Annotated in this window: 23 protein-coding genes and 1 pseudogene; 11 read left to right on the forward strand and 13 right to left on the reverse strand. The window is 73.8% G+C overall.

Annotated elements, in window-relative coordinates:
• Nucleotides 1-50 precede the first annotated feature (50 nt).
• The 4 genes from HCK00_RS19145 (at nucleotide 51) to HCK00_RS19160 (ending at nucleotide 4,380) form a co-directional block, all read left to right on the forward strand.
• A complete protein-coding gene (locus tag HCK00_RS19145) occupies nucleotides 51-548 on the forward strand; it encodes an FBP domain-containing protein (protein ID WP_168103231.1) in 498 nt (165 codons plus the stop codon).
• Nucleotides 549-1,022: 474 nt separating this feature from the next.
• Nucleotides 1,023-1,862 (forward strand): polyphosphate polymerase domain-containing protein, encoded by an 840-nt coding sequence (locus HCK00_RS19150; RefSeq protein ID WP_206320608.1) that lies wholly within the window; start codon nucleotides 1,023-1,025, stop codon nucleotides 1,860-1,862.
• Entirely contained in the window at nucleotides 1,859-2,536 is a 678-nt protein-coding gene (locus tag HCK00_RS19155) for a DUF4956 domain-containing protein (protein ID WP_168103233.1), read from the forward strand. Before HCK00_RS19150 ends, HCK00_RS19155 begins: the two co-directional genes overlap by 4 nt.
• Nucleotides 2,536-4,380: a CotH kinase family protein gene (locus HCK00_RS19160; RefSeq protein ID WP_168103234.1), complete on the forward strand. Its 1,845-nt coding sequence runs from the start codon at nucleotides 2,536-2,538 to the stop codon at nucleotides 4,378-4,380. Before HCK00_RS19155 ends, HCK00_RS19160 begins: the two co-directional genes overlap by 1 nt.
• 271 nt (nucleotides 4,381-4,651) lie before the next feature.
• Here the strand turns inward: HCK00_RS19160 and HCK00_RS19165 are convergent, their stop codons facing one another.
• Entirely contained in the window at nucleotides 4,652-5,671 is a 1,020-nt protein-coding gene (locus tag HCK00_RS19165) for an aldo/keto reductase (protein ID WP_168103235.1), read from the reverse strand.
• A gap of 200 nt (nucleotides 5,672-5,871) precedes the next feature.
• Between HCK00_RS19165 and HCK00_RS19170 the strand changes: the two genes are divergently transcribed.
• Nucleotides 5,872-6,483 carry a TetR/AcrR family transcriptional regulator gene (locus HCK00_RS19170; RefSeq protein WP_168103321.1) on the forward strand — a complete coding sequence of 204 codons (612 nt, stop codon included), beginning with the start codon at nucleotides 5,872-5,874 and terminating at the stop codon, nucleotides 6,481-6,483.
• Nucleotides 6,484-6,783: 300 nt separating this feature from the next.
• Nucleotides 6,784-7,668, forward strand: a complete 885-nt coding sequence (locus tag HCK00_RS19175; protein ID WP_311765389.1) for an aminoglycoside phosphotransferase family protein — start codon at nucleotides 6,784-6,786, stop codon at nucleotides 7,666-7,668.
• Nucleotides 7,669-7,928: 260 nt separating this feature from the next.
• On the opposite strand, the gene HCK00_RS19185 is transcribed toward HCK00_RS19175, so the two are convergent.
• The 7 genes and pseudogenes from HCK00_RS19185 to HCK00_RS19215 form a co-directional block, all read right to left on the reverse strand.
• Nucleotides 7,929-9,206: a pyroglutamyl-peptidase I gene (locus tag HCK00_RS19185; protein ID WP_240965692.1), complete on the reverse strand. Its 1,278-nt coding sequence runs from the start codon at nucleotides 9,204-9,206 to the stop codon at nucleotides 7,929-7,931.
• Between the two features lie 126 nt (nucleotides 9,207-9,332).
• Nucleotides 9,333-9,518: a DUF397 domain-containing protein gene (locus tag HCK00_RS19190; RefSeq protein ID WP_168103237.1), complete on the reverse strand. Its 186-nt coding sequence runs from the start codon at nucleotides 9,516-9,518 to the stop codon at nucleotides 9,333-9,335.
• 17 nt (nucleotides 9,519-9,535) lie between these two features.
• Nucleotides 9,536-9,742, reverse strand: coding sequence for a DUF397 domain-containing protein (locus HCK00_RS19195; protein WP_168103238.1), 207 nt, complete (start codon nucleotides 9,740-9,742; stop codon nucleotides 9,536-9,538).
• Entirely contained in the window at nucleotides 9,739-10,590 is an 852-nt protein-coding gene (locus HCK00_RS19200) for a helix-turn-helix domain-containing protein (RefSeq protein WP_168103239.1), read from the reverse strand. The genes HCK00_RS19195 and HCK00_RS19200 overlap by 4 nt, the downstream gene beginning before the upstream one ends.
• A 182-nt stretch (nucleotides 10,591-10,772) precedes the next feature.
• Nucleotides 10,773-11,762 carry a pirin family protein gene (locus HCK00_RS19205; RefSeq protein WP_168103240.1) on the reverse strand — a complete coding sequence of 330 codons (990 nt, stop codon included), beginning with the start codon at nucleotides 11,760-11,762 and terminating at the stop codon, nucleotides 10,773-10,775.
• Between the two features lie 111 nt (nucleotides 11,763-11,873).
• The gene (locus HCK00_RS19210) at nucleotides 11,874-13,235 is read right to left on the reverse strand and encodes a dihydrolipoyl dehydrogenase family protein (protein ID WP_168103241.1); all 1,362 of its coding nucleotides are present in this window, start codon (nucleotides 13,233-13,235) and stop codon (nucleotides 11,874-11,876) included.
• A gap of 272 nt (nucleotides 13,236-13,507) precedes the next feature.
• A pseudogene (locus HCK00_RS19215) lies at nucleotides 13,508-14,272 on the reverse strand (GH12 family glycosyl hydrolase domain-containing protein); the annotation flags it as partial.
• 172 nt (nucleotides 14,273-14,444) lie between these two features.
• Between HCK00_RS19215 and HCK00_RS19220 the strand changes: the two are divergent.
• Nucleotides 14,445-15,002, forward strand: a complete 558-nt coding sequence (locus HCK00_RS19220; protein ID WP_168103243.1) for a GNAT family N-acetyltransferase — start codon at nucleotides 14,445-14,447, stop codon at nucleotides 15,000-15,002.
• Nucleotides 15,003-15,242: 240 nt separating this feature from the next.
• Here the strand turns inward: HCK00_RS19220 and HCK00_RS19225 are convergent, their stop codons facing one another.
• The 3 genes from HCK00_RS19225 to HCK00_RS19235 form a co-directional block, all read right to left on the reverse strand.
• Nucleotides 15,243-15,899, reverse strand: a complete 657-nt coding sequence (locus HCK00_RS19225) for a DUF4360 domain-containing protein (protein ID WP_168103244.1) — start codon at nucleotides 15,897-15,899, stop codon at nucleotides 15,243-15,245.
• A 558-nt stretch (nucleotides 15,900-16,457) separates the two neighbouring features.
• Nucleotides 16,458-17,111: a DUF4360 domain-containing protein gene (locus tag HCK00_RS19230; RefSeq protein ID WP_168103245.1), complete on the reverse strand. Its 654-nt coding sequence runs from the start codon at nucleotides 17,109-17,111 to the stop codon at nucleotides 16,458-16,460.
• 847 nt (nucleotides 17,112-17,958) lie between these two features.
• Nucleotides 17,959-18,531, reverse strand: coding sequence for a GNAT family N-acetyltransferase (locus tag HCK00_RS19235; protein ID WP_240965716.1), 573 nt, complete (start codon nucleotides 18,529-18,531; stop codon nucleotides 17,959-17,961).
• Nucleotides 18,532-18,787: 256 nt separating this feature from the next.
• Between HCK00_RS19235 and HCK00_RS19240 the strand changes: the two genes are divergently transcribed.
• Nucleotides 18,788-19,180, forward strand: coding sequence for a DUF779 domain-containing protein (locus tag HCK00_RS19240; protein WP_168103247.1), 393 nt, complete (start codon nucleotides 18,788-18,790; stop codon nucleotides 19,178-19,180).
• A gap of 148 nt (nucleotides 19,181-19,328) precedes the next feature.
• Here HCK00_RS19240 and HCK00_RS19245 read toward each other — a convergent pair whose 3' ends face one another.
• Entirely contained in the window at nucleotides 19,329-19,523 is a 195-nt protein-coding gene (locus HCK00_RS19245) for a hypothetical protein (RefSeq protein ID WP_168103248.1), read from the reverse strand.
• A gap of 213 nt (nucleotides 19,524-19,736) precedes the next feature.
• Nucleotides 19,737-20,723: an NADPH:quinone oxidoreductase family protein gene (locus tag HCK00_RS19250; RefSeq protein WP_168103249.1), complete on the reverse strand. Its 987-nt coding sequence runs from the start codon at nucleotides 20,721-20,723 to the stop codon at nucleotides 19,737-19,739.
• Nucleotides 20,724-21,171: 448 nt separating this feature from the next.
• On the opposite strand from HCK00_RS19250, the gene HCK00_RS19255 reads away from it, so the two are divergent.
• The 3 genes from HCK00_RS19255 (at nucleotide 21,172) to egtB (ending at nucleotide 26,073) form a co-directional block, all read left to right on the forward strand.
• The gene (locus HCK00_RS19255; RefSeq protein ID WP_168103250.1) at nucleotides 21,172-22,515 is read left to right on the forward strand and encodes a S1 family peptidase; all 1,344 of its coding nucleotides are present in this window, start codon (nucleotides 21,172-21,174) and stop codon (nucleotides 22,513-22,515) included.
• 829 nt (nucleotides 22,516-23,344) lie between these two features.
• Nucleotides 23,345-24,661: an ergothioneine biosynthesis glutamate--cysteine ligase EgtA gene (gene egtA / locus HCK00_RS19260; protein WP_168103251.1), complete on the forward strand. Its 1,317-nt coding sequence runs from the start codon at nucleotides 23,345-23,347 to the stop codon at nucleotides 24,659-24,661.
• On the forward strand, nucleotides 24,658-26,073 hold the full coding sequence (gene egtB / locus HCK00_RS19265) for an ergothioneine biosynthesis protein EgtB (RefSeq protein WP_168103252.1): 1,416 nt from the start codon (nucleotides 24,658-24,660) through the stop codon (nucleotides 26,071-26,073). Before egtA ends, egtB begins: the two co-directional genes overlap by 4 nt.
• Nucleotides 26,074-26,216: the final 143 nt, after the last annotated feature.

The following is a 26,216-nucleotide window of genomic DNA, read 5'->3' on the forward strand; positions in this document are numbered from 1 at the left end:
AACCGGGGCCGTGTCCGCCACCGCCCATCTCACCCCTCGAAGGATTCTCCGTGAAACCCCTGACCGAGCACGACATCCGTACCTCGTTCGTCAACTGCTCGAAGGGCCAGGCCAAACGCCTCCCCCTGCCCAAGAACCTGACGGACCTCGACCACTGGGACGATCTGGACTTCCTGGGCTGGTTCGACTTGTCCGCGCCCCATCGCAGCTATCTCGTCGTCGAACGCGCCGGCGAACTCGTCGGCCTGTCCCTGCGCGCCGTCTCCGGCAGCCGCGGTTTCCTGCGCCGCAGCATGTGCGCGCTGTGCCTGACCACGCATCCCGGCAGTGGCATCTCCCTCATGACCGCCCCCAAGGCGGGCCCGGCAGGCCGTGAAGGCAACTCGGTGGGCCTCTACATCTGCTCCGACCTGGACTGCTCGTTGTACGTCCGGGGCAGGAAGAAGGCGGCACCGGGCGGGCGCATGGAGGAGTCCCTCACCGTCGAGGAGCAGATCGAGCGCCTGTGCGGCAACCTCGACGCGTTCGTGGAGCGGGTCCTCCGCTGAGACCGGCGGGAGAAGCCCGTCAATGACCCGAATGCCACGAACGGGCCGACGGCCGTTCGGTGGCCGGGCGCAGGTCGGCGCTGCTGGTGAGCCGGCCGGCGAGGAGGTCGCCGGCGCAGCACATGGACGACCGCGTTGTGCGCCGGGGGCCGCGGCGCTCCTTGCGGACTCCCGGCACAACGAGGGGGGCCGGCCCGGCCGGCCCCCCTCCCCGTCCACCTGGCGGCCCTCCGGTTTTCTCCGGGAATTCTGCCGGTTTTCTCAGAGCTTTCTCACCCCGGCCCGGTTGTCTGGGGCGCGCCGGAAGGACCGGAGCACCACGACCGAGGAGGCGGGTTGGAGTCACGACCCGAGCGGGCCGCGAGCCCGGAGGCACGGGGGCGGGAAGCCCCTGACAGGCCCGGAGGCCGGGCCGGAGCCGGCGATACGCCCGGCGGAGACAGCGGTGAACGGACGGCGCGGGCGGCGGACCGGCTGCGCTCCTTCAACCGATTCGAGCTGAAGTACCTCGTCCCCGTCGAGGAGGCGGCGGACATCCGCGACGAGCTGGCCGGGCGCATGGACCACGATCCCCACAGCCCTGCCGGCGGTTACGGGGTGTGGAGTCTCTACTACGACACCCCGGGGCTGCGGTTCTACTGGGAGAAGATCGAAGGGCTGAAGTTCCGGCGCAAGCTGCGCGTCCGGCACTACGGCGCCCCGGAGACGGTGACCGACGACTCGCCGGTCTGTGTGGAGATCAAACAACGCGTCAACCGCGTCACCCAGAAGCGCCGCGTCACCCTCCCTTACGCCACCGCCCGCCGGTTGTGCGACGGGCGGGAAATGATCGGCCACGCGGCGGGGGAGAGCGCCTTCCTCCAGGAAGTGCTGGAACTCGTCGTGCGGCTGGACCTGCGGCCCACCGCGATCACCGGCTACCAGCGCGAGGCACTGGTCGGCCGGGGTATGGACAGTGGGCTGCGCGTCACCCTCGACCGGCGCGTCCGTGGCCGGGACCGCGACTTCCACCTGGGCACGCCCACCCCGGAGAACCGGTTCACCATCCCGCCGCACCTGGCGGTGATGGAGGTCAAGGTCAACGAGCGCACCCCGTACTGGATCACCGATCTGGCCGCCCGGCGGAATCTCTCACTGATCCGCGTCTCCAAGTACGTCCAGTCGATCGAGGCGTTCGGCAAGGCGCCCCGGTCCGTCTTCCACATCCGCGAATCCGACCATCCGTCCCCCACCCTCCCCGGCCGTCCGTCGAACGGACAGCCGACTGCGCGTCACGCCTCCGCGTCCGCGCACCTGAAAGCAGGAGCCCGGTGAACTTCGAACTCCAGGAACTCAGCGGCACGTTCAGCGTCACCGACGTGATCGTGGCCATGACGCTGTCGTTCGTCCTGTCCACGCTGATCGGTTACGTCTACCGGTACACGCACCGCAACATCTCCTACAGCCAGACCTATGTGCAGACCCTGGTCATCGTCGGCATGGTCGTGGCGCTGATCATGCTGGTCGTCGGGTCCAATCTCGCCCGTGCGTTCTCCCTGGTCGGCGCGTTGTCCGTGATCCGGTTCCGGAACGCGATCAAGGAGACCCGGGATGTCGGCTTCGTCTTCCTGGCGATGGCGATCGGCATGGCGTGCGGGGCCCGTTTCTACAGCCTGGCGGCGGTGGCCGCGGTGGTCATCTGCGTGGTCATCGTGGTGATGTCCAAGTTCAACTGGTTCCAGTTGTCCATCCAGCGTCAGGTCGTCAAGGTGCAGCTGCCGGCCGGCGAGGACCACACCCCGGCCATCCGCGACGTCCTCATCCGCTACACCTCCGAGTTCGAGCTGGTCTCCACCGAGACCATCCGTGGCGGCGCCCTGGTCGAGGTGTTCTACACGGTACGCATGAAGAAGGGGCACGAACCGGGCGAACTGGTCTCCGCGTTGCAGGAACGCACCTCCGGCCAGCGGGTGACCGTACTGACCGGCTACGACCAGACGGATCTCTGATGGCGCGGGCACGGAAGGCGCGCGGGCGGAAACTGCGGGACCGGGTGCCCGTCTCCCTGCGGCAGCACGGAAAGTCCCTGGCAGTGGTGTGCGCGGGGCTGGCGGTGACGCTGATCGCGTTCGGTGACGTCCGCGTGTCCCCGTACGTCACCTCCGCGTCCCGCGCCGAGGCGGACCTCATCACCGAGGACGTCCGGGGCACCGTCGGGCTCTACGACACCTCGGTGGCGCACTCCATCCAGCTGGAGTACGACGAGGACGCGTTCGACCGGATGATGAAGGAGTTCGAGGAGGAGGGCACCAAGGACTACATCAAGGCGGATCTCACCATCGACGGGGTCCACCTGGAGGACGTGGGCATCCGGCTGAAGGGGAACTCCACCCTGATGTCCCTGCGCGGGGACGACGCACGGGGCGGCGCGCGCGGCCGGATGTTCGGGCCGGACGGCCAGGAAGATCAGCAGGAGCGCCAGGACCAGGGCGGCCAGGACGGCGGCCAGGAGCCGCAGGACCAGGACGGCCAGGACGCCGGCGCCACGAACGGTGCCGGCGGCACGGCCCAGGAGGCCCTCGCGGAGGAAGGTGACACCCCACAGGACGGCGGCGCCGCCCAAGAGGCCCCCCAGCAGGGCCGGGGCGGCGGGATGACGATGTACGAGCTCTCACCGGACAAGCCGGAGGAACTCCCCTGGCTCATCAAGATCGATGAGTACATCGAGGGCCGTGCCTACCAGGGTGAGCGGGAGATCTCCGTCCGCCCGGGCAGCGACGGGCAGGTGCCGCTGAACGAGGCGCTCTCGCTCTCGCTGACGGACGCCTCGGGGGAGCCCGCCGAGCGGTACGCCTTCTCGGCGGTCCAGGTCAACAACGGACCGGCCGTCACCCGGCTCATGGTCGAGAACCCGGACACCGATTACGCCGAATCCACCGGCGACGGCGGCGGCAACGCCGTGCTCTACAAGGCACGGGCCGGCGGCAGCTTCGCCTACCGCGGTGACGACCCGACGGACTACGAGGAGTCCTTCCGCCAGCTCAACCTGAAGGGCAGCCAGGACCTCTCCCCCGTGATGCGGCTGGCCAAGTGGGCCGAGGAGGCGTCCGACGAGGAGTTCGCCGAGGAACTCGGCACCTATGTGGACGTGGAGTCCTTCGCCCGCTACGTCGCGACGCAGAACCTGCTGCTGAACTTCGACGACATGGCCGGGCCGGGCAACAACTACCTGCTCCGGTACGACCTGGACACCAAGAAGTTCTCGGTGCTCGGCTGGGACTACAACCTCAGCATGAGCGGTGACACCGCGGCGGGCCCCGACGACGAGCTGCGCATGGGCGGCGGCATGGGCGGCGGTCCCGGCCGGGCGGGGGGCGACGCCGCAGGTGAGGAAGGGACCGGGAACGGTGACACCACCGGGAACGGTGACGCGCGGGAGACCGGCCCGGGCGCCGGGGCCCAGCAGGACGGCGGCGGCTTCCCCGGCGGTCCCGGAGGTGCGGCCCGGGACAACGCCTGGCCGCCCGGCGAGGGCGCGGCGGGCGAATCGGACGGGGACGGCGAGGCCGGTGAGGCCGGTGAGCGACCCCAGGGGATGCGGGGCGGTCACGTCCTCAAGGAACGCTTCCTCGAACTGGACGCCTTCGACGAGGTCTACAAGGACGCCTACCGCGAGCTGTACGAGACGTTCTACGGCTCCGGCACCGCGCTGCGGAACCTGGAGGAGATCGCGGAGCAGGCCCGGAACGCGGAAGCGGACGGCGAGGACCTGGACTCCGCCGTGACCCGCCTGCGCACGACGGTCACCGAGCGCACCACGGCCCTGGCCGGGGACGAGGAGGTGACCGGCTGATCCCGCCGCCCCGGCCGGACGGCCCCGCGGTCCCCCGTGGCCGGCGCCGTCCGTGCCGGTGGCCCCGGTCGTCCGGGTCGTCCGGGTCGTCCGGGTCGTCCGGGTCGTCCGGGTGGTCCGGGTGGTCCGGGGCCACCCTCAGCGGTACGGGGCCGGGCCCCTCGACCCGCCGCGGCCCCGTCCTCCGGGTACCGCTCCCCCGCCCCGCGCTCCGGTGCCGTCACCCGCCCCGGTGCCGCCCCGCCACCGGGGCGGAGCGCGTCCGGCGTGATCAGCGGCGCCGCAGGGAGGGGTCGAGCAGGGCGGGCGGGGTGTTCTGCTTCTCCTCGGGTGCGAGGTCGGTGCCGGGCGGGACGATCGCGTCCACGGCGTCGAGCACGTCGGCGGTCAGCACGGTGCCGGCGGCGTCGAGCTGGGCGCGCAGGTGGTCCAGGGTGCGGGGACCGATGAGCGCGCTGGTCACGGCGGGGTGCGCGGTCACGAAGCCCAGCGCGAGCTGGATCAGCGTCAGGCCGGCCTCGTCGGCGACGGCGGCCAGCCGCTCGACGGCGTCGAGCCGGGCCCGGTTGGCCGGGCGGTCCAGGTCGAAACGGTCCGGCAGGATCCGCGAGCGGTGAGTGGTGATCTCCCGGCCGGCGCGGACCGCGCCGGACAGCCAGCCGGAGGCCAGCGGGCTCCACACCAGCACCCCCATCCCGTACTCCTCGGTCACGGGCAGCACGTCGGTCTCGACGCCGCGTTGCAGGATCGAGTAGCTGGGCTGTTCGGTGACGTAGCGGCTCAGGCGGTGTTCACGTGCGGCCCACTGCGCCTGCACGACGCGGTACGCGGGGTAGGTCGAGGAGCCGAAGTAACGGATCTTGCCGGCGCGCTGGAGGTCGGTCAGGGCGGAGAGGGTCTCGTCGTCGGCGGTGTCCGGGTCCCAGCGGTGGATCTGGTAGAGATCGACATGGTCGACGCCGAGACGGCGGAGGCTGCCGTCGAGCGCCGTGGTCAGCCGGCGGCGGGAGGCGCCGCGGTGGTTGCGCTCCTCCCCCATCGGCAGGCCCGTCTTGGTCGCCAGCACGAGGTCGTCACGCCGGCCGGCGATGGCCTTGCCGACCATCTCCTCCGACTCGCCGGAGGCGTATCGGTCCGCCGTGTCGATGAGGTTGATCCCGGATTCGAGGGCGGCGTCGACCAGGGCGGTGGCCTCGTCCTGGGTGGTGCGCCCGATGGCGCCGAAGTTCATCGCGCCGAGCGCGAGGGAGCTGACCTGGATTCCGGTGCGGCCCAGGGTGCGGTACAGCATGGACGGGGTCCTCCGTTACGGGTGACGGGTGGGGTGGGAGAGATGCGCGAGGCATGGCTTGGCCCTCGGCCGAACGCTCTGACATCATGGATGAAGCGGAGCGACGTTCCGGAAAAACAATACGGAACCTTGTTCCATTTAGCAACGCACGGCGAACACAGCAGCTCACGACGGGCGGCGGGACAGTGGAGGCAGTGGCGGTGAACGACGGCGAGGAGCGCGCGGAGCAGGCCGGGCAGGTGGCGGCCCGGCCCCGGCGGAAGGACGCCCGGCGCAACCAGGAGGCACTGCTCAACGCGGCCGCCGCCGTATTCGTCCGGTCCGGCGTGGACGCGCCGGTCCGTGAGATCGCGGCGGAGGCCGGGGTCGGGGTGGGCACCATCTACCGCCACTTCCCGACCCGGGCCGATCTCGTCGCCGCCGTCTACCGGCACCAGGTGGAGACCTGCGCCGAGGCCGGGCCGGCCCTGCTGGCGAGCAACGCGAGCCCACACGCGGCCCTGGCACAGTGGATCGATCTCTTTGTCGACTTCCTCGTCACCAAGCACGGCCTCGCCGGGGCACTCCGGTCCGACACCGCCGGCTTCGACACCCTGCACGCCTACTTCCTCGACCACCTCCTCCCCGTCTGCACCGAACTCCTCGGCGCGGCGACCACCGCCCGCGAGATCCGCCCCGAACTCACCGATCTGTCCGCCTACGCACTCCTGCGCGGGGTGGGCAATCTCTGCGTCGGCGCGGAGAACGACCCCCGCTACGACGCGCGCCGTATGGCCGCCCTCCTCGTCGCGGGCCTGCGCCGGACGGACTGATCACCGGCCCCGGGCGACACCAGGCATCCGCCCCGCCGGGCCCGGTGGGGCGGACTCACGCCGGTGAGACGGGCCCGCGTTTCCCGCGTGCTCCCGAAGCCGCTTCTCCCCCTGGGCGCCCGCGGGGCAGGCCCCGGACCGGGCCGGGCCGAAATCCGGTTGTGCCACCGGGCTCCGGTGCCGGATGCTCCGGGCGGACCCACGCGGAGAAGCGCTCCGTCCAGGCGCGTGCCCGGCGTCCCCTCGCCCCTCCGTCCCGTCTCCGGCCCCCGCCCCCTGGAGAAAGCGACCGCCCGGCCCGTGAGTGACACCATCACCACCGACCTCGTCCGCGCCCTGATCGCCGGCCAGTTCCCCCACTGGAGCGACCTCCCCGTCCGCCCCGTGGAACGGCAGGGCTGGGACAACCGGACCTTCCGGCTGGGCGACGCGCTCGCCGTGCGGCTGCCCAGCGCCGAGGGGTATGTGGCGGCCGTCGAGAAGGAGGACCGCTGCCTGCCGCTTCTCCGGGGCCAGGTGCCGCTCCCGGTGCCCGCGCCGGTCGCGGTCGGCCGCCCCGCGGCCGGTTATCCCTTCCCCTGGTCGGTGCGCCGCTGGCTGCCCGGCACGACCGTCGAGGCCGCCCCGGACGTCGACCGGACCCAACTGGCGCGTGATCTGGGCCACTTCCTGACGGAACTCCGCGCGGCACCCGCCCGGCAGGGCCCGGCGGCCGGGAGGCACTCCTTCTTCCGCGGCTGCCACCCCAGCGCCTACGGCGACGAGGTCGAGCGCTCCCTCGGCCTGCTCCGGGACGTGGTGGACACCGCCGCCTGCCGGGCCGTCTGGGCCGAGGCGCTGACCTCCGCGTGGCCGCTGCCCCCGGTGTGGTTCCACGGGGACGTCGCCGTCGGCAACCTCCTCACCACCGGCGGGCGGCTCTCCGCCGTCATCGACTTCGGCACCTGCGGGGTCGGCGACCCGGCCTGCGACCTCGTCATGGCGTGGACGTACTTCACCGGTGAGGAGCGACAGGTGTTCCGGGAGGCGGCCGGGCTCCCGGACGACACCTGGCGGCGGGCGCGCGGCTGGGCCCTGTGGAAGGCCCTCATCACGGTGGCGGCCCGGCCCGGCCCCGACCCGGACGACGTCCAGACCCGGGCGCTGACCCAGGTCCTGGCGGACCCGGTCGTCAGCGGGCCGTAGCACTCCGCCGCGGGCACCGCGAGTTCACCGCGCGCTCACGGCGGGGCTGCGGCGCGAGGAGGCCGCCGTCCTGGCCGGAATGACCACCGGCGACCACGCGCGCCTGGAGCAGGGCCGCGAGCACGGCCCCTCGCCCCAGGTGGCCGACGCCATCGGCAGCGCCCCGCGCCTGGACGACGAGGGGCGGGCCCCTCTGTACCGGCCGGCGGGCGCCCGGCCGGTGGTGCCGGACCGGGGGCGGAAGCCGCCGCCCGGTGCGCTCAGGGCACGCGGCGGTCCGGGACGGCGTCCTGTTCCGCGGCCACCCGGATGATCGAACGGACCTGGTCGATGATGTCCTGCCGGTTCCGGAGGAATTCCGGATCGGTGATCCGTCCCGTGCCCGGGTCCTCGTTGCCCGCGCCGAACTCCAGCACGGGGGTGTGCACATGGCCGCCCGGGATGTCCAGGCCGAGGCGGTCACGCAGCAGCGTCGCCCGGTAGGCGATCTCGTTGGACAGGTAGTCCCCGCCGCCGCCCTGACGGGCGGTGGAGCCCTCGGTCGGGCCACCGGGGCGCGTCACCGCCTGGTCCGCACCGGCCGGGACCTCGACGACCTGGGTGTTGTCCCGCACCGGGAACCGGCCCGTCGGCGTGGACGTGACGGCCTGGTGGGGCAGGGTGGTCACCGTCCACTGCGGCGGCTCACCACCGGGCACCGGCGTCGGCCCGGGGGCGGAGACGCCGTCGTTGTCGGCGGAGGCCCCCCGCCAGGCCCCGTTGAAGCGCTCGATGTCGAACTGTCCGGGACGGCCCTGGCTGACGGTGGCGAACAGGTCGACCTGTGGCAGGTGCGGGCGGAGCGCCCGCTCGACCGTGCCCCGGGTGAAGTCCGCCCAGCGCACGGGGAACATGGCCGTCTCGATCCGGACCGGGCCCGCCGCGGTACGCAGCACCGTGCCGTCGAGCGCGAGCGCGGTGGCGCCGGAGGGGTTGCTGATCCGTATGTCCCGGTCCAGGGTGAACGGGTCGAAGCCGGTGACCAGCACCCGCCGCGGCCCGTTCTCCCGCCCGCCGGGGAAGTCGACGGCGTCCTGGCCGCGCGAGCCGCGCTCCAGCCGGTCGTGCAGTTCCGCGCGCCGGGCCTCGGGGAGAGCGAATCCGGGCTGCCACTGCCGCAGGGCCGCGGTCATCTCCAGCCGCGCCCAGTACAGGGGCCGGTCGTCCGCGCGGCTCAGGTCCCCACCCGCCGGGCCGCGCCCCTGGGCCCGCTCCACCGCGCGCTGCCACAGCCGCTGCCCGTGCCCCGTCACCACGTCCCGCGCCTGGCGGTAGGAGTCCGCACGGCACAGGGCCCGGGCGAATCGCGAACCGGCCGTGTCGAACCCGGAACGCCGCAGGATCTCCTGGGGCACGGGCCCGGCCGCGCGCCGTTCCTCCACGGTCAGGGAGACCGACGGGTCGGCGCACCCGGCCGCCTGCGCGGCCAGCGCGGGCGTCACCGGCAGGGCCAGGCTCGCGACGATCACTGCGGCAAGCTGTGTACGCGGTCGGCGCATCCGGATCTCCTCCATGGGGCGTGTGGGTGGGGCAGCATGTGGCGTGGGGGACGAGCGGTCCGCGAACACGGCGTCTCCCCCGGCGGGGCGACGGCGGCCCGGCGGCGGGGTGACTCGGGCGCCGGCTCAGACTCCGGCCGCGAACCCGACGAACCGCGACCACTCCGCACGCCCGACGGCGAGGTGAGGACGCGCCACATCCTTGGAGTCCCGCACGCGCACGGCCCGCTCGGTGACGGCGACCTCGACACAGCTGTCCCCCTGCGCGCTGCTGTAGCTGGATTTGTGCCAGTCACGTTCGGACGTGCTCATAGCGCTCCCCGAATCCGCTACAGCAGGCCCGCGGAGTCCTGCGGGCCCGCGAACGTAGTGACGAACCGCGACCACTCCGCACGCCCGACGGCGAGGTGAGGGCGCGTCACGTCCTTGGAATCCCGCACACGCACGGCCCGCTCGGTGACGGCGACCTCGACACAGCTGTCCCCTGCACTGCCGCTGTAGCTGGACTTGAACCAGGCACGTTCCATCGGGCTCATAGCTCTCCTCGAAGTCGCTCCAACAGGCGGCGTGAGTCTGTGGGGTTGAGGGCTTGCGAGCGCAGTGTGTCATAGCGCTGCCGGAGAAGGCTCACTTCCTTCGGGTCAGCGATCAGCCGTCCGTTCTCCTGCCCTTCGGCATACGCGAGACGCCTCCGCTCGGGAGTTTCGACGAGTTGCAACGGACCGTCCAGGCACGCGTGCAACTTGGCTCTCAGCGGCACGACTTGGAGCACAACGTTGCGCGGAGCACTGTGTTCCAGCACATGATCGAACAGTTTCCGCATCTCCTCCGCCTCGCCGAACCCACGCCGGAAGACATGTTCCTCCACGATGAAGCTGAACGGCACTTCCGGCCGTGCGCGCAGCATCATCTGCCGCTCCAGCCGTGCGGCAACCTGCGCCTCCAACTGTTCGTCGGTCAGCGGAGGGAGATGATTCTCGAACACTGCCCGGGCGTACCCCTCCGACTGGAGCAGCCCCGGCACCAGCCGGCACTCGTACGTGCACAGGCTCACCGCCACCTTCTCCAGCCGGGCCCAGCGCCGGAACCAGGCCGCCAGCCCGACCTCACCCCGCGTCAGGTGCCTGGCCGCCTTCCGCAGGGCCCCGGTGGAGCCCAGCAGTTCGTCCGCCCGCTCCACGAACGACTCGTCGGGCATCCGGCGCCCCAGCTCCACCGATTCCACGGTGTGCCGGGAGAAGTTGACGTGCGTCCCGAAGTCCGCCCGGCTGAGCCCCGCGTGCTCCCGCAGGGCCTGGACGACGGCCCCGAAGGTCCGCAGACTGTCGGAAGGCGCGGGCTCGCGCTCCACGTCGCAAGCCGTCCCGTCGCTGCTCTCCGTCATACGCGGCCACCTCCACGTGCGTACGCCACCGCGGCATCTCCGCGATCGGCGGCACTCAGCGTGGCGGAATAATCACCGTACGTTCCATCGAACATGTCCGTACGCCGACGCCCCGTACGCGGGCCGCTCGCGTTCGCCCGGGCTCGGCTCCCCCAGCACGGGGCACCGGATCCGGGGCCGGGTCAGCGGCGCTGCGGGTTGCCGCGCGGGCGGATGACGGCGTTGGGCAGGGCCGGGGCGGGGAGGCGGTCCCCGGCGTACCCCTCGACGGCGCCGAAACGGTCGGCGGAGCGCTCCCAGTCCTCCCGGGCGCGGGCGATGTCGTCATGGCTGCGGCCGATGAAGTTCCACCACATGACGATCTCCTCCTCGAACGGCACTCCGCCGAGGAGCACCCCCCGGGCCGGTTCCGCCGAGGCGTTCGCCAGGGTCAGGGCGCGACTCCCGGCGTGGACGAAGCCCAGCTCGGCGCGGTGCAGCGGGGCGCCGGCCAGCCTGAGGTCACCGTGGTCCACGAGCAGACCGTGTTCGAAGCCGGGGTCCACGGGGAGGGTGACCTCCGCGCCCGGGTCCAGGGTGAGCTCGGCGCCGAGCAGCGGGGTGAAGGTCTTCACCGGTGAGGTGTGCCCGGCGAGGGAGCCCAGGAAGACACGGAGTTCCGCGCCCCCGTGCCGGACGGCCCCGGGCACGTGGTGCTGGAAGTCCCGCGCGGCGTGGCGGTGTTCCTCCGGCAGGGCCACCCACAGCTGGACGCCGTGCAGCACGCCGCTCCGTCCCGTGGAGACCTCCGAGTGGCTGATGCCGTGGCCGCCGGTCATGAGGTTCAGCTCGCCCGGCCGGACGAGGGCGTGGCTGCCCAGGCTGTCGCGGTGCTCGATCTCCCCGCTGAACAGCCAGCTCACGGTCTGGAGGCCGGTGTGCGGGTGGGGCGCGACATCCATGCCGCCGGTGGCGGCGACGTCGTCCGGGCCGTAGTGGTCGGCGAAGCACCAGGCGCCGATGAGGGTCCGGGAGCGCTGCGGCAGGGTGCGCCGGACGGTCATCGCGCGGGGGCCGCCCAGCGGTACGTCCCGCGGGGTGAGGACCTCGACCTCCGGTACCGCGCTCGGGCGCGGGTCGTCCTCCGCCGTCCCGCAGCGCACGACCACGGGCTCCGTCTCGACATTGCTCACCGGGGACCACCTTTCGCCGCTTTCTTTCCCCATTCAACCAGTTCTGGCGGCGGACCGGGCCGCCGGACGGGGCGGACTCCCCCGGCCGGCGGCGCGGGACCGCTCAGCCGCTCAGCGGAGGGCGGCCAGGGCGGGCTCCACGGCCCGGTGGAACGTCGGATAGGTGTAGATCATGTGCCGCAGCCGCTCGACCGGCACCTCCGCGTGCACGGCGACGTTCAGCCCGTACAGCAACTCTCCCCCGGCCGGTCCCGCGGAGGTCGCGCCGACGAGGATTCCCCGGTCGGCGTCCTCGACCAGCTTGAGGAACCCCTCGCCGCCGGGCCCGTGGATCCAGCCGCGGGTCGAGGTGGCCAGGTCCAGCACCGAGGTCCGCACCCGCAGGCCCCGCTCGCGGGCGCGCCGCTCGGTGAGCCCGACGGCCGCGATCTCGGGGTCGGTGAACGTGACGCGGGGCAGCGCCCGGTAGTCGGCGTCGGGCCCCGGTGTGCCGAGGATGTCCCGGACGGCGATCTGCGCCTGGTACATCGAGACATGGGTGAAGGCGCCGCGCCCGGTGATGTCACCGACCGCCCAGAGGCCGTCCGCGGCCCGCAGCTGCCCGTCCGTGTCCACCGCACGGGCCTCCGGGTCGAGGCCCACCGACGCGACGCCGAGGTCGCCGAGCGCCGGCTCCCGGCCGGTGGCGACGAGCAGCCGCTCGGCGCGGAGCGGCTCGGCGTCCCCGTCGGGCACCAGGGTGAACCCGGCACCGTCGTGGCGGACCTCGCGCGCCCGGACACCGGTGAGCACCGTCACCCCGTCGCCCCGCAGCGCCGCCGCGGCCAGGTCCCCCGCCTCGGGCTCCTCCTGCGACAGCAGCCGCTCCCCTCCCTCGACGAGCGTGACCCGGACGCCGAAGCGGGCGAGGACCTGCGCGATCTCCGTCCCGATGGCGCCCCCGCCCAGGACGAGCAGCGACCGGGGCAGCTCGGCCGCCTCCATCGCCTCCCGGTTCGTCCAGTAGGGCGTGTCCGCGAGCCCGTTGACCGGGGGGATCCGGGGCCGGCCGCCGGTGGCCAGCACGACCCCGCGGCGCGCCTCGAAGTCCAGGTCACCGGCCGTCACCCGGCGCGGTCCGGTGAGGCGGCCCCGGGCGCGGACGAGCCGGCCGCCCTTGGCGGTGAGGCGGTCGGCCGCCACCTGGTCGTTCCAGTCGTCGGTGGCCTCCCGGCGGATCCGGCCCGCGACCTCCTGCCAGCCGGGGGTCACCCGGGCCTCCCCCGCCCGCCCCGGGACGCGCCGGGCCTCGGCGAGCAGGTTCCCGGCCCGGATCATCATCTTGCTGGGCACGCACCCCCAGTACGGGCACTCGCCGCCGACGAGCCCCGACTCGACCCCGGCCACCTCCAGACCGGCCTCGGCCAGCGCGCCCGCGGCGTACTCGCCGCCCGGCCCCAGGCCGATGACGACCACGTCCACCTGCTCCGTCATCCCGTACCTCCCCATGCGGACGGCTGTGCGATCAGCCGCCGTGCACCGAGATTAGAGGCCGGGGGGCGGGCCGCGTGGCCGGACCGCCTTTCGCGCGCGAGGGGACGCGGCCGGGCGCCTCCGGGAGGGGGTTCCGGCCGTCTCCGGCGCGGCCCGGCAGGGCGGCCGGGCCCCCGGGGAACACCCGCGCCCCGGGGACGGGTCCCGAGGGGTGGCCCGGGGCCACTCCAGGAACTCCGCCGCCGGGGCGCGGTGATCCGCCTCGCGGGTCAGTTCACCGAGGAGGAGAACGAGTTCACGGAGAGCCCGGCGCCGCCGCTCCACGGCTCGAAGCCGGCCTGGACGCTGGTCAGGTACCAGTTGTTCGCCGCCATGCCACGGCGGACCGTCTCCTGGACGAAGTCCATGACGTTGAAACTCCAGCTGGACAGGGCGGACGGCGACACGAACGAGATCACGTCGTTGCCCCCGTTGCTCCCCCGCCACACCTCCCAGCTGCGGCCCCCGACGTTCGCGGTGCCGACCTGGGAGCCGATGGGCTGGATCGGCCCCACCCGGTTGAACCAGATCATGATCTCCGTCCGGTTGACCCCGGTGCGCTTCGGCTCCGGGTCGAGCCAGATGTCGTACGAGGCGTTGTAGACGGCGCCCGAGCCGAACCCGTAGGAGATGCTGCTGGGGGCGCTGTTGATGGAGCTGATCTGCGCGGGGAGGCGGGTCCCCGGCGAGCAGTTGCCGTAGTGGCAGCCGTTGTAGATCGAGGGGTACGACTTCGGTGCACCGCTCGTCGGGACACTGCCGTCCGCCTGGGTGACCCGGAAGCCGTTGCCGGTGACGTCGATGCACTGGGTGGCACCGGTGCCCCAGCGGTTGTTCTGCACCACGTAACCGCCGGCCGTGGCGGTGCCGTACTGGTCACAGATCACCTGCGCGGCGTCGGCGGCCGCGGGGGTGGCCGCCGTGGAGGCGGTCAGCGATCCGGCGGCCACCACGAGCGCGGTGAGCGCCGAACGGAGGGAGCGTGCGGAGAGAGCCATGAGTGTCCTTCAGCGGTCGTGGGTGGAGGGGGTGGAACGCCTATGGGAGCGCTCCCAGTCACGTGCGCCGAGAGCGGACCTTATGACTCCGGCGGAGACCTGGCAAGAGATGCGACCATGTCGCTCCGGCCGCCGGACCCCAGGCGGCCACCGCGCGCGAGGAGGCCGCCGGATGACCGTGGAGACCACCGGGCCGGGGGACGGGGTACGCCTCGTCCACACCGCGCATCTGGACGCGGCCTCCCGCGAGGCCGCCCGGGCCCTGCTCGACGAGGCCTTCGGCGGTGACATGAGCGACGACGACTGGGAGCACGCGCTCGGCGGCTGGCACGCCCTGGCCTTCGAGGACGGCGAACTGGCCGGCCACGCCTCGCTGGTGCAGCGGAGCATGCTGCACCGCGGCCGGGCGCTGCGCACCGGCTACGTCGAGGCCGTCGCCGTTCGCCCGGACCGGCGCCGGCGCGGCCACGGTTCGGCGATGATGGCGGCGCTGGAGACCCTGCTGCGCGGCGCGTACGACCTGGGCGCGCTGGCGGCGAGCGACGAGGGGGCGGCCTTCTACGCGGGCCGCGGCTGGCAGGTCTGGCAGGGCCCGACCTCGGCCCTCACCCCCTCCGGGGTGGTGCGCACACCGGAGGAGGACGGCGGGGTGTACGTACTTCCCCTCTCGGCGCCGCTGGACCTCTCCTCCGGGCTGACCTGCGACTGGCGGGACGGCGACGTCTGGTGAGGCCCGGCCGGGGGCTGACGGGAGCGGGGTGCCGGTCCCGGCGCCGGACCCCGGTGCCGGGCACGGGAGCGCGGTGCCGGCGTGGCGCCGCCGGGCACGACCGGCGCGCTCGGTCGTGCCCGGCGGGCGTGCGATCCGGGACCCGTTCCGTGGAGCCGGCGGGCTCCGTACCCGGTGGGCGGGGTGGGGAGGGGTGATCAGGCCCGTTCCCTCACCGTCCGCGCCCGCCGTGCGTCACCGTCACTGCGGGCACTTCATCCAGGCCATCTGGTAGGTGGTCTTCACGTCGCCGTCCGTGGAGTCCATCGTCATGAAGCTGGTGGTCTTCTTGGTGTCGGACGTGCCGGCGTTGACCCGCAGCTCCGTGTTGATGTTGAAGTTCCGGATCTCACCACAGGGGGCCCAGACCAGGGCTCCCAGCTCTGTGGTGTGGGTGACCTGCCAGTTGTCGTCCAGCGGCCCGTTGAAGTCCTTCTGGCGGAAGTCCGTGTTGGACGAGCCCTGGAAGTAGTACGAGGCCCGCTGCGTGGCGTTGGCGCCCTTCTCCAGGAAGCCGTACCCGCGGTAGTCCACCTTGGCGATGGCGTAGGTGAAGCCCTGCGGGACCTTCATCGCCAGGTTGAGCTGGCAGTTCTTGCGGAAGTCGGTGGGCTTGGAGCCCACGCCGACCTGTGCGAGGTAGTCGCTGTAGGTCACGGTGAAGGCCGTGTTGTCCTCGGAGACGGCGACCGCGGCCGTCCCGGCCGGGCAGCCCGAACCGTTGACGGTGGCCACCGTGATGAGCATCTTGTCGGTGGGCACGTCCGTGAAGTACGGCGGTGTGGCGATCGGAGTGGGCGTGAAGGAGGAGGCGAACAGCGCCACCGCGGCGCCGGCCGCTGCGAGTACACCGGACATGGTTCTCCAATCGGTCTGCTGTGGACCGCGCCGGGGTACAGGGATTCCCCGACGCCGTTTGCTGAATGGAACTCGACGAGCCGTCACCTCCACCCACCGCCGCTCTCCCGCGATTCCGGGAAATGACGGTGGAACGGGCGCAGGTCACTGCGGAGCGCATTGGCGGCTCAGAACAGAACACCCCGTGTTCTCACGCCGTACGGCCTTTCCCGGGGGCGGTTTCCCGCATGGTCCGGGCGGGTGATGAGAGGCCGCCGTCTCAGCGGACGTGACCGCTGAGACGACGGTGGGCCTCGACCCTGGCCTTTCGAGTCCCGCAACCGTGCGCGGAAAGCACCGCGCAGGCCCGGAGTGGGGGGTGCTGGTATCCGGTCACCAGTCCTGTGTTCCTGGATTCACCGGTAGTGCGCGTCCCGCGGGAATCCCGCCGGGCCGCTCACGGGCTTGGTGCGTGTACGGCGTTCCCGTTCCCCGCCCCGCGGCCGGCTCCCGGGCCGTGGGGATCCGGCGGGCCGCCGGGACGCCGTCGCGCCGGCCGTATGCCGCGCGCCGGGCGCGTCAGCACTTCTCCCAGGCGAGGTGGTAGGTGGTGCTGACCGCGGCGTCGGTGGAGTCCATGGTCATGAAGCTGGTGGTCTTCCTGGTGTCGGACGTGCCGCTGCTCACGCGGAGTTCGGTGTTGATGTTGAAGTTGCGCTTCACACCGCACGGCGCCCAGACCAGGTCCGCGTACTCCGTGGTGATGCCGGCCTGCCAGTTGCCGTCGAACGGGCCGTTGAAGGACTTCTGCGAGGTGCCCGTCTCCGAGGCGCCCTGGTGGTAGTACGAGGCCTTCTGCAGGGCCGACGCGCCCTTCTCCAGGTAGCCGTATCCGCGGTAGTCCACCTTGGCGATGGCGTAGGTGAAACCTTGCGGGACGTAGACGTCCAGGTTGAGCTGGCAGTTCTTACGGAAGTCGACGGGCGACGCGCCCACCCCGACCATGGCGAGGTAGTCGCTGTAGGTCACGGTGAAGGCCGTGTTGTCGGGGGAGGCGGCGACGGCGGCCGTCCCCGCACGGCAGCCCGACCCGTTGACGGTGTTGACCGCAAGCTGGATCTTCTCCGCCGGCACGTCGGACGACGCGGCGTTCGCCGAGGTGGCGGCGGAAGCGGTGAGAGCAGAGGCGAGGAGGGCCGCGGCCGCACCGCCGGCCAGAAGAGTTCGGGACATGATTCTCCAATCGATCGTCGTGGACCATGACGGAAGGGGGGCGATCCCGAATCCGCCCACAGGGAACGAGGCCCCGGGAGCACTGGTGTGACAGAGCCTCATCCGGGCAGCGCGCCGGAACCCGGGAGGCGACAGGGCGCGTCGCACGGCAGGGCGGAAAGAGGCCGGCGGAGCTGTCCGAACTCCCAGGAAGTCTGCGGAGGCAGGGGCATGACGGTACGGAACGTCCCTCCGCGGCACGAGGCCGGCGCATTCCGGCGGCCCGAAAACCGTGGCACGGCAGGGCATTCCTGCCCGGTTACGGAGTCCACCGGTGCATTCGGGCGCGCCGCGCAGGGAAAAGTGCGGAGAGTCGCAACGTACGGCCTGCCGGATCGGGAGGCCAGGTGATGCCGGCGCCCCTTTCGGGCGGCGCATTACCTGGCCTCCTGCTGACCCGTGGGGGGGCAGGTGTGGGAGCGCTCCCACCGTAGGGCCGCGTCCGGGTGCATGACAAGGGTGCCCGTCGCGCCCCGGAAACACGGCCGAAATAACACGCTGCCGCTTCCGCCGCGAACTCCGCCGACCGGACGCCTTGTCCGGTGAGGCGTTCACGGCGTACCGGAGAGAGGGAATTCCGCACCTCGGCCCCATTCCGGGGAACGCTCCCCGGTACGCCGTCGGCCGGTTCACGCCACGCCGGTTCCGCGGTGAATGCCGGACGCCCGCGGCGGAACACGGGAGTCCGGTATGTTCCGCCGGCCGCGGGCGACGAAAAGGGCGGAAAAAGCGGAAGGCGGACCCCTCACCGATCGCCTCCCGAAATTCCCCGGCGGGTCCCTTCGGGCGCGCGGAATCCCGGCAGGGGTCAGAGGCGGCCGAAGGGTTCCGCGTAGGTGAACGGCCCACGCAGCGAGGGGTCGTACGAGGTGAGGGCCCGGACCTGGAAATGGTCCCCCCACCGCGGGTCGGGCGGCACGATGCCGTACCCGGCGGCCCGCCGGAAGCCGAACCGTGGGTAGTAGCCGGTGTGGCCGAGGAGGACGACCAGGGGCTCGCCCAGCGCGTCCGCCGCCCCGAGGACCGCGTGCAGCAGGGCGGAGCCGACACCCCGGCGCTGGAGTCCGGGCACCACCCCCAGCGGGCCCAGGCCGAGCGCAGGGGCGTCCCCCACCCACGCGCGGGTGCAGACGACGTGCCCGGCCACCTCCCCGGGGTGCGCCGCCGCCCCGGAGGCCACGGCGCCCCGGGAATCCGGCGGATCCGCGGGGTGGACGGCCACCAGCGAGAGCGCCGGGATCCAGGCGTCACTCACACGCAGCGCGTCCACGAGCCCCGCCTCGGCGGTCGGGGCGTCTCGGTCCGCACCGGGGTGGGCGAAGGCCGCGCGGTGCACGGCCCGGACGGCGTCGTGGTCGGCGGGGGTCTCACGTCTGATCATCACGGGGGTGAGGGTGCCGTGCGGCCGGTGGGCGGAGCAACGCATTTCCGGGCGCCTGGCACCCGCCGGGAGTTCGCCGCCGTGCGGGCCGCGGCTTCTGCGGTTCCACCGGGTTCACCGGTTCCACCGGGGTCTACCGTGGAGAGACGGCACCGGACCGCGGCCGCCGCCCGGTCCGGCCGGGAACGGATCGGGGAAAGGGCCCAGGGCGGAGCCGGGGGACGAAGCGAGGGACGAACCCAGGGACGGAGTGGCGATGAGCGAGAACGCGGTCACCGACGGAACCGCCGGAGCCAGGGCCCGCGTGGAGCTGACCGACGCGGCGGCCGGGCTGCTGCGCCGGCTGCGGGAGATGCACGGCCCGCTGATGTTCCACCAGTCGGGCGGCTGCTGCGACGGCAGCGCCCCGATGTGCTACCCCGCCGGCGAGTTCCGGACGGGCGGCTCGGATGTCCTGCTCGGCGAGCTGACGGTGGACGGCCTCCCGGAGACGGTGCCGTTCTGGATGGCGGCCGGCCAGTACGAGCGGTGGAGCCACACCCGGCTCATCGTGGACGTGGTGCCGGGCCGGGGCAGCGGTTTCTCCCTGGAGGCGCCGGAGGGCGTACGGTTCCTCATCCGCTCCGAGCTGATGGCGGCCGGGGCCTGAGCGGACCGGCCCGACCGGCGGAGCGGGAGACCCGCACCCGGGAAGGCCGCCCCGGGGCCGGCGGCCGGCCGGCAGGGCGGCAGGGGCCGGGTGGCCTCCGGCGGAGGGCCGGGCGCCTTCTCGAACGGGCCGCCGGGGCGCTCCGTCCTCAGGGGCGGAAACCGCTGACGAGCTGCGCGGTGGCCGAGATCCCGTCGTAGACCGACGGGCCCACGCTGGTGCCCGCGAGCAGGAACCCCAGCAGCACGCAGACGGTGGCGTGCGACCACCGGAGGGATCCACTGCGCAGGAAGACCACCGTCAGGATCAGCAGCAGCAGGAACACGGAGAGGGAAACGGCCATCGCGGACTACCTCCTCGGCGGGCCGCCCGGGAGTAACCGGGGATACGGCCGGGGCACGGCACGGAGCGACTCTGCCGCGTCAGTGTGGCGCATCGGCCGCTCCGCGCCGGCCGCCCCCGCGTCCGCCGATCGGGTACTGACCGACAGTCATCGCCGAGGCCCGGCCGTTCTCGTCCCGCGCCTCGCAGCCCTGGAGCGGCCCGGCGGGCGGGGTCAGCGGCCGGGTACCACCACGACGCGGCCGGTGGTCAGTCCGTCGGCCACCCGCTGCACGGCCCCGGCGGCGCCGTCGAGCCCCGCCCGCTCGCTGACCAGGGGCGCGATGGCACCCCGCGCGGCCAGCGCGGTGAGTTCGCGGTGGCAGTCGCGGACCGCCCCCGGGTCCTTGCTCGCGTAGAGGCCCCAGTGGAGGCCGAGGATCGAGTAGTTCTTGACCAGCGCGTGGCTGAGGGCGGGTGCGGGCACGGCGCCACCGGCGAAGCCGACGACCACGATGCGCCCCTCGAAGGCGACGCACTTGGCCGACTGCCGGTAGGCCTCGCCCCCGACGGGGTCGTAGACGACATCGGCGCCGCGCCCGGAGGTGGCCTCCTTGACCGCGGCCACGACGTCGTCGGAACGCCGGTCGAGGACGAGGTCGCAGCCGAGGTCCCGGGCGACGGCCGCCTTCTCCGGACCGCCGGCGACCCCGATGACGGTGGCCCCGGCCGCCTTGCCGAGCTGGACGGCGGCGCTGCCGACGCCGCCGGCGGCCGCGTGCACCAGCAAGGTCTCGCCCGCCTGGAGCCGGGCCCGGCGGTGCAGTCCGAACCAGCCGGTCTGGTAGCCGATGTGAAGGGCCGCCGCCTCGGCGTCCCCGAGGCCGGCGGGGGCGGGCAGCACGCTGGCCGCGTCGGCGACGGTGAACTCGGCGAACCCGCCGCCGGGCAGCGGCGGCTGGGCGAGGACCCGGTCGCCGGCCTCGCCCGTCGCTCCGTCGCCGACGGCGGCCACCTCGGCGCAGACCTCCACCCCCGGGGTGAACGGCAGGGGCGGGCGTACCTGGTACTCGCCCCGGCACAGCAGCGCGTCGGGGAAGTTCACGTTCGCGGCCAGGACCCGCAGCAGGAGCTGTCCGGGGCCGGCGACGGGGTCGGGGACCTCGTCGAGGCTCATCACCGCGCGCGGTTCGCCGTTCCGGTGGACGCGCCATGCCTTCATCCGGGCCTCCGTGAGCCGTCGGCAGATCGGGGACGGGCGGGCGGAGACGAGATCACGGCTCCGCCCCCGGCGGCATACTAAGCGGTCGCTCGCCGACCGGGCCAGGGGCCCGGCAGCCCCGGCCCCGTCCCCGGCACACGGCGGACGACCTGCCGGTACGCGGGCCCGCCGGGGGCGGCGGCACCCGTCGGCCCACCGGGCCGGCATCCCGGAGCGGGAAGCCCCCGGGCGCACCGGTTCCCGTCATCTTCCCCTCCGGTTGAGGCGATCCCGGCCGCCGTACGTAGCTGTGGGAGTACAGGCGCACGGGGAGCTACGGACGCACCGCTCACGCCCCTGTACCCACGGCCGGGGGAACTCCCCACAGGCTCCTCCGGCCGCAGCCCCACAAGCCGGGCCGGCCGGATGCCCCCACCGGCCGGCCCGCCCCCCGATGGAGGTCAGTCAGTTGAGCCACCGACGAGTCAACAAGCGGACCGGTGCCATCGCCGGCGCCGCCGCAGCCGCTCTCGTGGGAGCGGCGGTCCTGCTGCCCCACGCGAACGCCAGTGACGACAAGGAGGCCACCCCCAGAACCTTCGCCGGACCCGCCGCCGCGCAGGTCGGCACGGCCCTCGCGGACGACCTCGGCGGTGACGCGGCGGGGTGGTTCTTCGACAACGAGTCCCGGCGGCTCGTCATGAACGTCCTCAACGACGAGGCCGCCGAGGCGGCGCGGGCCCGGGGCGCCGAGGCCCGGATCGTGGAGAACAGCATGGCCGAACTCAGGTCGGCCACGCGGAAGCTGAGCGCCAGCGCGTCGATCCCGGGCACCGCCTGGTCGATCGACCCCAAGACCAACAAGGTCTCCGTGATCGCCGACCGCACGGTCACGGGCCAGAAGATGGCTCAGCTCGAACAGGCGACCGGCGGCATGGCGGGCATGGTGTCCGTCAAGCACAGCCAGGGCGAGTTCAAGCCCTTCGCCGTGGGCGGCGACGCCATCTTCAGTGGTGGTTCACGCTGCTCCCTGGGGTTCAACGTGGACGTGGGCGGAGCGCCGGGCTTCCTGACGGCCGGCCACTGCGGCCCCGCCGGCACGACCTGGACGTCGGACGCGGCGGGCGCGCAGACCCTGGGCAGCACGGCCGAGTCGGTCTTCCCCGTCGCCGACTTCTCCCTGGTGATGTACGACGACCCCGCCACGGAGGCACCGAGCGCGGTCAACCTGCAGGACGGCACCGCGCAGGAGATCACCCAGGCCGCGGAGGCCAGTGTCGGCATGGAGGTGCAGCGCACCGGGAGCACCACGGGTCTCAGCGACGGCAGCGTCACCGGTCTCGACGCCACGGTCAACTACGGCAACGGCGACATCGTCAACGGCCTGATCCAGACCGATGTCTGCGCCGAACCGGGCGACAGCGGCGGCGCCATGTTCGCCGGGGACGCGGCGGTGGGGCTGACCTCGGGCGGCAGCGGTGACTGCACTCAGGGCGGTGAGACGTTCTTCCAGCCGGTCACCACGGCGCTGGAGGCCGTGGGCGCCACCATCGGCGCGGGCGGCGGCGCGGGCGCGGGCGCCGGTGACGGAGCCGGTGACGAGGGCGCGGGTGACCAGGAAGGCCAGGACGGCGAGAACGGTGCCGCCGGCGGCGCCGGCCAGGGCATCGGCCAAGGTCAGGGCCAGGGCGCCGGACAGCAGGGTGAAGGCGTCGGCCAGGGTGCCGGAAACGGCAACGGCGCCGGAGACGGGCGGCAGGAGCAGGGGACCGGCCAGAACGGCCAGGGCACCGGCGGCGACGGGAGTCACTGACCCGGCCCGGACACCGCGGACGCCTCCGGTGGGCCCGCCGTGACCGGCCCGCCACGGTGAATCCTCCCGTGCCCGCCCGCCGTTCCGGACGGCGGGCGGGCACGGACGCCGGGGCGGAGCACCGCGGGAGAGCCCGTCAACGCGGTGGCCGGACGCCGCGAGGCCCACCGGCGGAGGCACCCCCCGGCATCCGTCCCCGCAGCCCGCGGGGACGGCGCCACCGCCGCACCCGGCCGCGAACGGAAGCTGACGGAGGCGTCCCGCGGTCGGCGGCGCCGCTCACCGCCGGCGCCGGGGCCACCGGCACACCACCCGCCGGCACCACCGCCGGCGCGGCACACGTCACCGCCCGCGGTACCGTCCCGGCCGGCGGTGCGGGACACCCCCCGGTCCCGGGGAACCACGCGGGAAGGCCCCGCCGCCACACCCCGCCCCGGGACCACATTCGGCCGTCATGTGTTCGAAAGGGGCACGGCGGGGCAGACATGTCCGGGACCATCCGCGCCGATGGCCGGAGAGACCGGAGAGGAGGCCCACCGTCCCGCGCGGACCGGCCCGGTGGCGCACCACCGGTCACGGAGCACAGCCACCGTCCCCGTCCGCCGCCGGCACCGTACCCCGGCCCGTACCCCGGCCCGTGCCGCCGCCCCACCGGTCCGACGACGGCGAACCAGCCGCGCGGAACAGCGACGGCGGACCGGTGTCCCCCGCCCGTCACCGGCATGGAACGGCACGGAAACACCCGGTACGGCCCGGTACGGGGGATGCGCCGCCGGACCGCACCACTTACCGTGAGCACGTGCCACCCACCCGCACCGGAGGTTGGGACATGACCGATGTGTTCGACGCGCCGGCCCCGGCGCCGGAGCCCCGCGCCCGCCCCGTCACCACCGCCGAGGTCGACGCCCAGGTACGCGGCATCTGCTTCAAGACCGGCCCGCCGCGCCGCCTCGGCGTGGAGCTCGAATGGCTCGTCCACGACCCCGCCGCCCCCCGCGACCCCGTCGCACCGTCCCGGATCTCCGCCGCCCTCGCCGCCCTGCGGGACCTCCCGCTCCGTTCCACCCTGACCGTCGAACCGGGCGGACAGCTCGAACTCAGCTCACCCCCGGCCGGCTCGCTCGCCGAGTGCACCGCCCTCGCCGCCGCCGACCTGGCCCTCGTCCGCGCCGCGCTCAGCGCCCGCGGCCTGGCCCTCTCCGGCCACGGCCACGACCCCTGGAACCCGCCGCGCCGGCTGCTCACCACCCCCCGCTACCACGCCATGGAGGCGTACTTCGACCGCGCCGGACCGGCCGGCCGGGCGATGATGTGCGCCACCGCCTCCGTCCAGGTCTGCGTGGACGCCGGGCACGAGGGGCCCGGCCCGCTCGGCCACGCCCGCCGCTGGCGGCTGGCGCACCACCTGGGCGCGGTACTCGTCGCCGCCTTCGCCAACTCCCCCCTCAGCGGCGGCGAGCCCACCGGCTGGCGCTCCACCCGGCAGGCGGTGTGGGCGGCGCTGGACCCCGGCCGCGTCCAGGCGCCCGCCGGCGGCCCCGGGCCGCGCGCCGCCTGGGCGGCGTACGCCCTCGACGCGCCCGTCATGTTCATCCGCGCCCCCGGTGACGCCCCCTGGACCGTGCCGCCCGCGGGCCTCACCTTCCGCCGCTGGGCCGAGGACGGCGGCGGCGCCCACCGCCGCCCCACCGGTGAGGACCTGGCCCACCACCTCACCACGCTGTTCCCGCCCGTCCGGCCCCGCGGCCACCTGGAGCTGCGCATGATCGACGCACAGCCCGGGGAGGACGGCTGGGCGGTCCCCCTCGCCGTCACCGCGGCCCTCTTCGACGACCCCGCCGCCTCCGACACCGCGTACCGGGCGGTGCGACCGCTCGCGGACGCGGCGGGCCCCGCTCCCCCGCCGGGCAACCCGCTGTGGCGCAGAGCCGCCCGCGACGGCCTCCGCGACCCCGCGCTGCGCGCCGCCGCCGAGGTCTGCTTCGCCGCCGCCCGCGAGGCGCTCCCCCGGCTCGGGGCACCGCCGGCCCTGCGCGCGGCGGTGGACGGCTTCACCGACCGCTACGTCGCCCGGGGCCGCTGCCCCGCCGACGACCTGCTCGACCTGTACGGACATCCGGCACCAGGGAAGGAGACCCGCTCATGACGGCGCCCCGGCCGACCGCCACCGGCCCCGATACCCCGGGCACCCCCGGCATCCCCGGCAACCCCGGCAGCCCGGACACATCGGGGTCCGCGCTCCCCCCACCGCCCGGCGCGCTGCGGGACCGGCTCGCGGCCCTGCTCACCACGGCGCGCGACCGCACGGCCCTGCTCACCTCCTGCGTCGGGGACCCGGACCTCACCGCCCAGCACTCCCCCCTGATGTCACCGCTGGTGTGGGACCTCGCGCACATCGGCAACTACGAGGAGCAGTGGCTCGTGCGCGCCGTCGGCCGGCAGGAGGCCCTCCGCCCCGACCTCGACAGCGTCTACGACGCCTTCGAGCACCCGCGCGCCGAACGCCCGTCCCTGCCCCTGCTGCCGCCCGGTGAGGCGCGCCGCTACGTCACCGAGGTCCGCACCCGCGCCCTGGACGTGCTCGACCGGTCCCGGCTGGAGGGCGAGGCGCTGACGGAGGCGGGTTTCGTGTTCGGCATGATCGCCCAGCACGAGCAGCAGCACGACGAGACGATGCTCATCACCCACCAGCTCCGCCGCGGCCCGGCCGCCCTCCACGCCCCGGACCCGCCGCCGGCCCCCGCCGGGGCCGCGTCCCTCCCCGCCGAGGTCCTCGTCCCCGGCGGGCCGTTCACCATGGGCACCTCCACCGAGCCCTGGGCGCTGGACAACGAACGGCCCGCGCACCGGCGCGAGGTGCCGCCTTTCCTCATCGACACCCACCCCGTCTCCTGCGGCGCGTATCTGCGTTTCATCGAGGACGGCGGCTACGAGGACCCCCGCTGGTGGGACCCGCGCGGCCTGGCCCACGTCCGCGCCACGGGGCTGTCCGCCCCGCTGTTCTGGCGCCGGGAGGGCCGGGAGTGGGTGCGCCGCCGCTTCGGGATCACCGAACCCGTCCCGCTCGACGAGCCGGTGCTCCACGTCAGCTGGTACGAGGCCGACGCCTGGGCCCGCTGGGCCGGCCGGCGGCTGCCCACCGAGGCCGAGTGGGAGAAGGCCGCCCGCCTCGACCCGGCCACCGGCCGCTCCCGCCGCTACCCGTGGGGCGACGCGGACCCCGCCCCGCACCACGCCAACCTCGGCCAGCGCCATCTGCGCCCCGCGCCCCTGGGCAGCTACCCCGACGGCGCCTCGCCCCTCGGCGTGTGGCAGCTCATCGGTGACGTGTGGGAGTGGACGGCGAGCGACTTCCTGCCCTACCCCGGCTTCCGCGCCTTCCCCTACCGGGAGTACTCGCAGGTGTTCTTCGGCCCGGAGCACAAGGTGCTGCGCGGCGGCTCCTTCGCCGTCGACCCCGTCGCCTGCCGCGGCACCTTCCGCAACTGGGACCTCCCCGTCCGCCGGCAGATCTTCGCCGGCTTCCGCACCGCCCGCGACCTGCCGGAGGGCCCGTGACCCCGGTGACCCCCGGACACCGCGCCGCCCCGCGCACCGGACGGGACAGTGGACCGGGCGGCGGTGGACGGTATGGCGCACCGGACGACGGCGGGCGGAACGGCGCAGGCGGGCCCGCCCCGGCCCCGGCCCCGGGAGGACGC

This window comes from Streptomyces zingiberis, assembly GCF_012034935.1.
GTDB lineage: Bacteria > Actinomycetota > Actinomycetes > Streptomycetales > Streptomycetaceae > Streptomyces > Streptomyces zingiberis.